Raw genomic sequence first — 1,202 nt, 5'->3', positions numbered from 1 at the left:
CCGCTGTCGGCATCGCGCAGGCTATGAAACAACATGCCCTGCTGCATCGGGGACAGCGGATAGACGTCCTCGATGCAGCTCGGATCCAGACCGAGCCGTTCGAGCTGATCATCCGATAACTCCGCGAGCACATCGTGTGCCGGCTCGGACCGGTCCTCGGCTACATCGTTGTCGCGGGACAATGCCGCCAGCGCCTCGATCGTCTGATGCTGGAAGACATCGCGCGGCTCGATCAGGACGCCTTGGCGGCGGGCGCGGCTCACCATCTGCAACGAAATGATCGAGTCGCCGCCAAGCTCAAAGAAATTGTCTGTGACGCCGATGACAGGCTGGCCGAGAAGCTCCGCCCAGATCGTCGCGAGCGCGGCTTCCGCCGGCGTGCGCGGCGCGATGTGCTCGGCCGAAGCCGCAAGCCGGTCCGGCGGCGGCAGCGCCTTGCGGTCGATCTTGCCGTTCGGCGTCAGCGGCAGCCGCTCCAGCACCACGATCCGCGCCGGCACCATGTAGTCCGGCAATGACGCCGCCAGCGCAGCCTTCAGCGCCGCAGCATCCAGAGCCTCGCCGCTGACATAACCGACAAGCTGGCGTCCCGTCCCGGCCTCGCGCGCCACCACCACCGCCGCACCCACGCCCGCCTGCGCCGCAAGCCGCGCCTCGATCTCGCCAAGCTCGATCCGGAAGCCGCGGATCTTCACCTGATGGTCGGCGCGCCCGACATACTCCAGCACCCCGTCCTCGCCCCATCGCGCCACATCGCCGGTGCGATAAAGCCGCGCTCCGGGCAGGCCGAACGGATCAGGCATGAAGCGCTCCGCCGTCAGCGCGCCGCGCCGCCAATAGCCCCGCGCCAGTCCCGCACCGCCAATGTAAAGCTCGCCGGCAACCCCAACAGGTGCAACGTTGAGATCATGATCCAGAACGTACAGCGTGGTGTTGCCGATCGGGCGGCCCAGCGCAGGGCGGGCGTCCGCCGCATCCAGGCGATGACGCGCCGACCACACCGTGGTCTCGGTCGGGCCGTACAGGTTCCAGACCTCGCCCGCCTGCGCCACCAGCCGCCGCGCCAGGTCCGGCGGCAACGCCTCGCCGCCGCACAGCACCCGGCAGCCCGACGAAGCGCCCCCTCGTGATCGAGCAGCATCCGCCAGGTCGCGGGCGTCGCCTGGATCATGCTCACCTCATGCGCGGCCGCGAGCGCCTTC

Annotated in this window: 1 pseudogene; it reads right to left on the bottom strand. The window is 69.3% G+C overall.

The window, feature by feature from the left end:
- A pseudogene (locus tag NB311A_RS09140) lies at positions 1-1,202 on the bottom strand (AMP-binding protein); the annotation flags it as partial.

Source organism: Nitrobacter sp. Nb-311A (assembly GCF_000152905.1).
In the GTDB taxonomy this organism is placed as follows: Bacteria; Pseudomonadota; Alphaproteobacteria; order Rhizobiales; family Xanthobacteraceae; genus Nitrobacter.
The sequence above is the reverse complement of the archived record's forward strand: the minus strand, read 5'-3'. Positions and strand labels throughout refer to the sequence as shown.